The sequence below is a fragment of the Sulfolobus sp. B1 genome, assembly GCF_007050195.1.
Taxonomy (GTDB): domain Archaea; phylum Thermoproteota; class Thermoprotei_A; order Sulfolobales; family Sulfolobaceae; genus Saccharolobus.
The window spans coordinates 1-8,235 of the sequence record NZ_QIMI01000077.1; the positions used below are offsets into that span (position 1 = coordinate 1).

Consider the following 8,235-nt stretch of genomic DNA (forward strand, 5'->3'; position numbering starts at 1 on the left):
AGGGGTTAGCTTAGTTATTAAGGAGAACAATAGGACAGCAACAGCTTTTTATGAACAAGGAGGAAGCGGAGGTCTAGAACTATTAGATAAGATGAATTTGGAAGAGTTTATAAATGAAAAGGCTAGGGCGGTGACAGAGGTTTTAAGAAAGGGTAAATCGTTTGGAGAAAGGGTTACAGATGTAGTTCTAAGTAATATGTTGTCTGGAATAATGGCTCATGAATCGGTTGGACATCCGTTTGAAGCTGATAGAGTTTTAGGTAGGGAGTTCGCTCAAGCTGGTTTCAGTTATTTAAATAGCTTTAAGGGTAAAATAGGTAGTGACGTAGTAACGGTAATAGATGATCCCACTATCCTCGGAAGTGGTGGTTTCTACAAAATTGATGATGAGGGAATAGAGGCAAGACCCAAGTACTTAATAAAGGATGGAAATGTAAATGAACTGCTTCATGATAGATTTTCATCTGTTAAGTTTAATACTAAAAGTAATGGATCCGCTAGGTCAGCTGGATTTGATAGGGAACCCCTCATTAGAATGTCTAATACATTTTTCAAGCCTGGGAATATGAGCTTTGATGAGCTAATAGAGGACGTAAAAGAAGGTGTATATATAAAGAGTTATATGGAGTGGAACATTGATGATATGAGGTTAGGTCAGAGGTATGTCGGATTGGAGGCTTATGAGATAAAGAATGGTGAGATTGGTGAACCAGTTTTGTTCCCAGTACTTCAAGGCAAAACTTACGAATTGTTGCGATCTATTGATGCAGTAGACAATACGTTGGTCTTCTACCCCGGGACTTGTGGAAAGGGAGATCCGGATCAAGGTGTCCCTGTTTGGTTAGGTGGACCAAACATGAGATTAAGGAATGTTAGGATAAAGGTGATGGTAAATGAATGAGGAAATGGTAAAATACGTTCAAGAAATTGGTGGAGAAGAGACTGGTTTACTAAGAGTTACAACTAAGTCGATAATTATCAAAATAGTTGAGTCTAAAATAGCTACGATCCAGCGATTAAATAGTCAGTACTATTTCTTATCTGTGAGGAAGGGTAATAGGGGATATATGGGAAGGATAGGAAATCTAAATGAAAAGCCACAACTTAATCCAATGGATTTCTATCCAATTATGACTAAGAACGAAAGAGAATATAAGTTAGTGAGGCAAAGCAATATACAATCGCTATTTGATGATCTTTCCCCCCTTCTCTCCTTGTTAACTGAGTCAGAATATCCACTATATGGTATAGTATCATTAGATAGTGTAGAGAGAGCTTTAGTTAACTCTAAGGGGTTTAATGGTTTAGAGAGCAATTACTCCATCAGCGGATATTTCAGGGCTAAGAATAAGGATTTCAGTGGGCAATGAGCTTTCTCTTCAAATAAGTTTGAACCATCAATTGTAAAGGAGTCAATAAAGAGGGCTAACGAGCTAGCTTCAATTACTGGTAATTACCAACTCTCTGATGGAAAGTATACTGTAGTTTTATCGCCATTGGTTATGGGAAATCTAATGGAAAGTGTTGCTAGGATGGCTTCTGGATATTCAATAATCTCCGGTATGTCAATGCTGAAGCCAGGTGAAAAAACAGCCTCAGAAATCTTCACCCTATTGGATACTCCAAAAGAAGATAGACCAAACGCGTGGGGATTTGATGATGAGGGGACCTTCACTTATAATAAACCAATAATAGACAAAGGTGTGTTCGGTACCCCTCTACTGAATAATGAAATAGCTCAGATCTTTAAGACAAATACTACCGGAAATGCTGGTTGGATATTCCCATCAGCATGGAATTTAGAGGTTAAGGAAGGGGATGTCAGTTTTGAATCGTTATTGTCGGGTAATAACGTAGTTTTCATAAATAACGTATGGTATACTAGGTTCCAAAACTACGCTGAAGGAGATTTCTCCACAGTTTGTAGAGATGCTACAGTAGTATATAATGAAGGCAAACCCTTAGGTGTAGTTGGCAGGGTTAGAATAGCTGATAACCTTAAAAGGTTATTATTAAATATAGAGAACTTGTCTAAAGAGAGGTATTCAGTGAGATGGTGGGATGCTCCAATGCAAGGTGTATATCCTTATGCTTTAGTTAAAGATGTCAGATTGACGTTAGCCTAGATGATGAACCGTGTTTCAGCTTAGAGGTGAAGAGAATCGCTGTGCTGATGAGAAATCTTTAATCTAAGATAACATTACCGAATCATAAACTATTTTTCCTATCAAACGCTTCTTTAAAGTGGTGAAGAATTTTTGCTTTTAGATGTTGAGACTAATGAGGATCTCGAGCTCGTAAAGAACTCCTTATCCCAACTTCTGTCCCGAGAATGGAACATTTACGGAAGTAAAAAGCATGAGGTACCTAAAGACAAAGTACTTGATCTTTTCAATAAGTTTAAGGATCTTGGAATATTTCAATTTGTTAAAGAGGATTTCACTAACGCTTTAATTATAAACGAAATAATAGGTGAGAACTTGCTCCCCGGTATCATTGCTACTACCGCAATGGTGGGAGAAGATAATCCCATAACTGTTGGAACTGAATACGTTCCGGAAGCTGAAATAGCTAACTTTATATTAACTCCACATGGGATTGCTGATAAAGATAAAGTTAAACTTAAGAGAATTGAATCTCCAGATCCATCAATCAATATGTATAAGGTAATAAGTGGTGAATGGAGTAAGTCAGAAATAGATTTCGACAGAGTGATGTTGATGGCTTCAGCTCAGATTGTCGGACATGGTGTAGCATGTATGAGGGAGATAATTGAATATTCTAAAAATAGGACAGCATTCGGGAAACCCATAGGTAGTTATCAAGCTATTAAACACAAAATAGTCGATGACGTCATCTCGTTAGAGTTGGTTAGGTCTAGGTATTTAACCATTAAGTCCCCCTCAAATGCAAAAAGTATTCTAGAACACGCTTTCAGGAAATCATTTAGGGCGATACTGGACTCGATCCAAATGCATGGAGGAATAGGATTTACTGCAGACTTAGACCTACATCTACATCTTAAGAGAATAATAGCTTTAGAAAAAATCTTTCATGTTTAACCTTTCTTATTGCAAACTATCTCCATCCTTAACGTCATAACTTCCTCTCCCGACTGGTTCATAACTCTTGTCATTAAGTATACCCTTCCATCCTTTTCCCTCTCCTTCTTGTCAGTAACCTCTACTACACATTTTAGTGTATCCCCTATTTTAACTGCCCTTTTTGCATCGAATTCTAACTTAGCTAACGCTACGAAACCTTCTCCAAAAGGATCAGCAGGTAACTGATACGTTAATCCAACCGCTATTGACGCTGTTAATAACCCGGGTACTATCCTCCCCTTAAATCTAGTCCTCTTTCCATACTCCTCATCTAAAAATAGAGGGTTTAATGCTCCAGTCATTCCCGTGAATATTACTACATCTGCTTCAGTCACAGTTCTACCTTTAGTCTCCCATTTTTGACCTAACTGAAAATCTTCGAAGTACATGATTAAGAAAAAGTGTTAATAGTATTTATAGATTAGTCTTCAACTTCTTATGAATCTTAAGATACTTAAAAGCTTAAAGAACTGACCTCCTTCCCTAAAGGCTAAAGTTTTTGCTAAGGTATTACTTCAGCTTTTTCTTATCTAGATGATTTTTAAAAAGGTATAATAATATATATTAACGTGATTAAGATTGAATGAAGAAGATTTCAGAAGACAATTGAGAGAGTGGATAGAAAATAATGCCATTGAGTCTCTCAAAGGAAGGAAAATCTTATTTGAAACTGTTGAGTTCGATGATTACAATTTACTGAGACAGTGGCAGAGAAAGCTTTATGAAGCTGGTTATTTAGGAATAACTTGGCCTAAGGAGTATGGTGGACAAGGTCTAGATCCCATTTACGAGGTAATAGCTTACGAGGAGTTCATAAGGGCTGGATTGCCATATGGTAGAAGCCTAGGTTCCATTGGTTTAATGGTTTCAGCTCCAGCTATATTAAAACACGGAAATGAAGAGCAAAAGAAAAAGTATTTACCCAGAATATTAAGGGCTGAGGATATCTGGTGTCAAGGGTTCTCTGAACCTCAAGCTGGCTCAGATTTAGCCTCAATAAAGACTAAGGCTGAGGATAAGGGAGATTACTTCTTAGTTAATGGTCAAAAGATATGGAGTAGTTACGCTCATCTAGCTGATTATATGATATTGCTAGCTAGAACTGGAGAGGATAGGTATAATGGTTTAACTATGATGATTGTGAACATGAAACAAGAGGGTATTAGGGTCTCACCAATTAATCAGATGACTGGAAAAAGTGATTTCAACACTGTATATTTCAATAACGTTAAGGTGCCAAAGGAGAACGTTATAGGGAAAGTAGGAGAAGGATGGAAGGTAGCAATGACGGTATTAAATCACGAGAGGTTTACGTTAGGGATAACTATGCTTTTCTCGTCTAAGATAGCGTTAGAGAGACTAAGTGATGATAGGTTAAAGGAGTTAAGAGAAGATGTTGAGGGGTTGTACGGCTTTTATCAAAGGCTCTTGGTTAAATTGAGAAAAGGGGAAGATATAGATGTAGAGGGGGCAATACTTAAACTAGTTTCATCAGAGTTACTTCAGAAGATATACGAATTTGCCGTTTCAAATTATAACTTAGAGTATATAATGAACGAGAAGTGGTATTTAGGTATGCTAGCTTCAAGAGGAAGAACTATCGCCGGGGGAACATCAGAGATTTTGAGAAATTTGATCGGTGAAAGGGTTCTAAAATTGCCTAAGTGATAAAGGAAAGACAGAATCTAAGCCCTTTAGGAAGAGCTGACCTCCTCCCCGCCCTGAAGGGCAAGGCTTGTCCTTCCTTTGTTAGTAGAACCTTATAGCGTTTAACATTTCCTTCTTGATTCACAAATATTTTAAAATTTTTATAAAATTAAATTCAAAAGATCTACCAATTAACTTAAAATGACTTCCTTCTTATAAACTAGTATTTACTTAAGCGAAATTTACAAAAATTTTAAAAGATATATTGTGTATAATAACCTAATGAAAGTTATTGATATTAAAGGAGTATGGAAGCTTTACGGAAAACTAATAGCTAACGAAAATATATCAATGTCAGTCGAGGAGGGAGAAATAGTATCGTTACTAGGTCCTAATGGTGCTGGAAAGACTACTCTAGTTAAGCAAATTTATGGAGAGTTAACTCCCAGCAAAGGTGAGATTAAGGTATTGGGAAAGAAGCCTTCTGATAGAAACGTGAAGAAGCTCATAGGCGTAGTTCCTCAAGAGTGTGAGCCATATGGCGATTTAACGGTTTGGGATAACATATATTATATGGGAAAGTTAAAGGGGGTGGATAAGGAAGTCATTAAGAATAGGGGTGAGGAATTGTTAGATAAGCTAGATTTAAAAGATAAGAGGAATACCTTGGCTAGAGACTTATCTGGAGGGCTAAAGAGAAGGACGTTAATTGCTATGGCTCTAATAAATGATCCAAAGCTCTTAATTCTGGATGAGCCAACTACTGGCCTTGATCCAGAGGCTAGAAGAGAGGTCTGGGACATTTTGCTGAAAATGAAAAAGGAGGGTAGAAGTATGTTATTGACCACTCATTACTTAGAGGAGGCTGAAAGATTAGCTGATAAGATATATTTTCTCAGTAGGAAAATAATAGCTGAGGGAACCCCTTCCCAAATAAAGGAGAAGTTTGCAGAGTGGTATGAGGTAATAGATTACTCTACTGGTAAGACTTATAAGGTAAGGGGGGAGGAAGAATTGAAGAGCCTTATACTGAAATTGAATGGAAAGTTTGAGGTAAGGATGCCTAGTTTAGAAGAGATTTATTTACAGGTGATCAAAAATGCTGAGTGAGTTCTTTAACTTAATTGTAATGCAATTTAAGATGGTTAAGGCTTATTTACCAGCGTTTCTTTTCTTCTCAATACTCTTTCCAATTGGTTTCATGTTAGTGTTTGGAAACATCTCTATAAAATCGCTGACTCCCTATATAGTAGCTGGTACTATAACGTTCTATATATCAGTAGGTGTTTTGACGTCAGTAGCACAATCTTTAGCTTTTGAGAGAAATGCAGGAAGGTTTTCATTAATGATAGCCACTGGAATACCTAGAGAGTTATACGCTATAAGTATAGCTTTAAGTAATGGTTTAGGCACGTTAATAATGGTTCCCATAATCTTGATCTTAGGAGAGTTCTTGTTACATGTAAGAATACTGTCAATTCCATACTTAATAGTTTCCCTATTAGCGTCGATATTTATGGGTTCTATGTTAGGAATGACACTTGGATTAGGGATAAGAAACTTATATGCAGTCAATCAGTACTCAACAATTATAGGCTTCGTTCTGTCCTTCTTCGCCCCAGTTTATTTCCCGCTCTACTTCATTCCATTACCCTTCAGATATCTAACCTTTTTAGAGCCTACTACATACGTTTCTCAAGCCCTATATAACGCTCTAATAGGAAACCCTTCATCACTCTTATGGTGTTTAGGAATAATAGTTTATGCAATTATCTTCGTCCTTCTAAATAGATTTGTGTTAAGAAGACAGTAACTTTCTACCATGTTGTGAATGTCATCCTTATAGGGTTCCCCTCATCGACTCTATTTTTAGGGATAATCTTAAGGACCCTATGGTCATTATTTTTCCAAGTCCCTTACCTTATGAGATAGAGAGGTTTAAATGTTCCTTTATTTCAGTCTTGAAAGATGAGGATCATTTTATAATAGAAAGTAATCTAAAATAAAACATACTCGCCACTTTTTATTTTTGCTTGAAAGAAATTTTGGTGAAAACTTACAAAAGTAGCATCTTTATGATCTAAGTCTTTGAATTACTCTTATTATCGTCTAAAGAATGGTTTTTCATTTAACTTTAAAATCTTTAATCTAATATTTTTCCGTTAATGGGTGAGTTGACGTGAATAGAAACAAATATATTATAATAGGTTTCATAGTGATGTCTTTTAATTCTTTATATCAGTACTCGTGGAATGCATTAGAACCTCTATTAAGATCTGGCTTTGATGTAAGTTTAGTCCAAATAGCTTTAGGCTTCACTTTATTTAGTATATTTTCCTCGGCTTTTCAACCAATAGGTGGACATTTCGCTGACAAATATGGTCCAAAAATGATAGGAATATTATCTGGAGTTCTATCAGCAATAGGCTTCTTAGGTACTTACTTATCTCCCAATATTTATGTATTTTATGCAGTCTGGTCAATCGGAAGCATAGGCGAGGGTATCCTATATGGCATAGCAGCTAACTTAGCTATGAAGTGGTTCAGAGATAGGATGGGCTTTGCAACTGGTATAGTATCTATAGGTTTTGGTTTAGGATCAGCAATAGCTAATCCGTTTATAGCAATGGCTGCGGATTACAAGTTAGTTACACTAATAATAGGTTTAGCTGAAGTAATATTGTTACCAATTCTCCTTTGGTTATCTGATTATCCACCAAAGTTGGCAGGACAAGCCCCAAAACAAGTTATTCTAACTGCCAAGTTCTGGCTAATTTACGTATCGTTTGTAGGAGCAGTAGTACCTTTAACCACAATGTCATCTGAGTTGCCTATTTTAGGAAAGAATTTACCTCAGCAGGAACTAATAGCGTTAATATCAATTTTACCTCTACTTAGTGGAGGTTTGAGACCATTTTTTGGATACATCGCAGATAGGCTGGGAATAGTGAGGACAACTTTACTCCTTAACGTACTAATAACCATTGGTGCAGCTTTCCTTTTAGTTGATTTAGTTCCAGTATCTACAGTTTTAATAGGTTTTGCAGGAGGTTCTATGATTACGTTGTATTTTAACGTTGCTGGGGAAATATTTGGAACTAGATTTTCTACTGTAAATAGTGGAATCTTATATACTGGCAAAGCCTTAGGTGGAGCTTTAGGAAGCGTAGTATTCGCTATTCTCTATACGATAAGTTTGCAATTGTCAGAAATTTATACTGTAATTTGTGGTATTATAGGTGTTATAGGCATATTATCAGTAATTATAATGAGTCCTAAACAGACTAGAAAAGTACAGTAATTTTTTTCTTTCATTATTACGATTACATGTATCTTACTTAGTGTTAAGTAATACGTTAAATGATAATACGCCTAAAACAGACTAAATTTGGGATAGCCCAATTGAGTTAACTTTTCTTCCTTATATTTTTACAATACTAATTTTATTGTTGTACATTAAAAATATTAATATTAATATTTATCA

General features: G+C 36.1%; 7 protein-coding genes and 1 pseudogene. 7 read left to right on the plus strand and 1 reads right to left on the minus strand.

The features are described from left to right. The 3 genes and pseudogenes from DMP16_RS06320 to DMP16_RS06330 all read left to right on the plus strand — a co-directional run. Positions 1–901 (plus strand): TldD/PmbA family protein (locus tag DMP16_RS06320; protein ID WP_143576988.1); only part of this gene is annotated, 901 nt, incomplete at its 5' end. Further along, positions 894–2,126, plus strand: a pseudogene (locus DMP16_RS11555) (TldD/PmbA family protein). The gene DMP16_RS06320 and the pseudogene DMP16_RS11555, both read left to right, overlap by 8 nt. 132 nt (positions 2,127–2,258) lie before the next feature. Beyond that, complete coding sequence (locus tag DMP16_RS06330; protein WP_069281438.1) at positions 2,259–3,062, plus strand: acyl-CoA dehydrogenase family protein; 804 nt, start codon at positions 2,259–2,261, stop codon at positions 3,060–3,062. On the opposite strand, the gene DMP16_RS06335 is transcribed toward DMP16_RS06330, so the two are convergent. After that, positions 3,059–3,493 (minus strand): MaoC/PaaZ C-terminal domain-containing protein, encoded by a 435-nt coding sequence (locus DMP16_RS06335; protein WP_069281436.1) that lies wholly within the window; start codon positions 3,491–3,493, stop codon positions 3,059–3,061. The genes DMP16_RS06330 and DMP16_RS06335 overlap by 4 nt on opposite strands. A 190-nt stretch (positions 3,494–3,683) precedes the next feature. Here DMP16_RS06335 and DMP16_RS06340 point away from each other — a divergent pair, with 190 nt between their 5' ends. The 4 genes from DMP16_RS06340 to DMP16_RS06355 all read left to right on the plus strand — a co-directional run bounded on the left by DMP16_RS06340 (position 3,684) and on the right by DMP16_RS06355 (position 8,052). After that, a complete protein-coding gene (locus DMP16_RS06340) occupies positions 3,684–4,772 on the plus strand; it encodes an acyl-CoA dehydrogenase family protein (RefSeq protein WP_069281432.1) in 1,089 nt (362 codons plus the stop codon). A gap of 261 nt (positions 4,773–5,033) precedes the next feature. Further along, on the plus strand, positions 5,034–5,861 hold the full coding sequence (locus DMP16_RS06345; RefSeq protein WP_069281430.1) for an ABC transporter ATP-binding protein: 828 nt from the start codon (positions 5,034–5,036) through the stop codon (positions 5,859–5,861). Further along, positions 5,851–6,564: an ABC transporter permease gene (locus DMP16_RS06350; RefSeq protein ID WP_069281428.1), complete on the plus strand. Its 714-nt coding sequence runs from the start codon at positions 5,851–5,853 to the stop codon at positions 6,562–6,564. The genes DMP16_RS06345 and DMP16_RS06350 overlap by 11 nt, the downstream gene beginning before the upstream one ends. A gap of 366 nt (positions 6,565–6,930) precedes the next feature. Continuing rightward, positions 6,931–8,052, plus strand: coding sequence for an OFA family MFS transporter (locus DMP16_RS06355; RefSeq protein WP_143576989.1), 1,122 nt, complete (start codon positions 6,931–6,933; stop codon positions 8,050–8,052). Positions 8,053–8,235 lie beyond the last annotated feature (183 nt).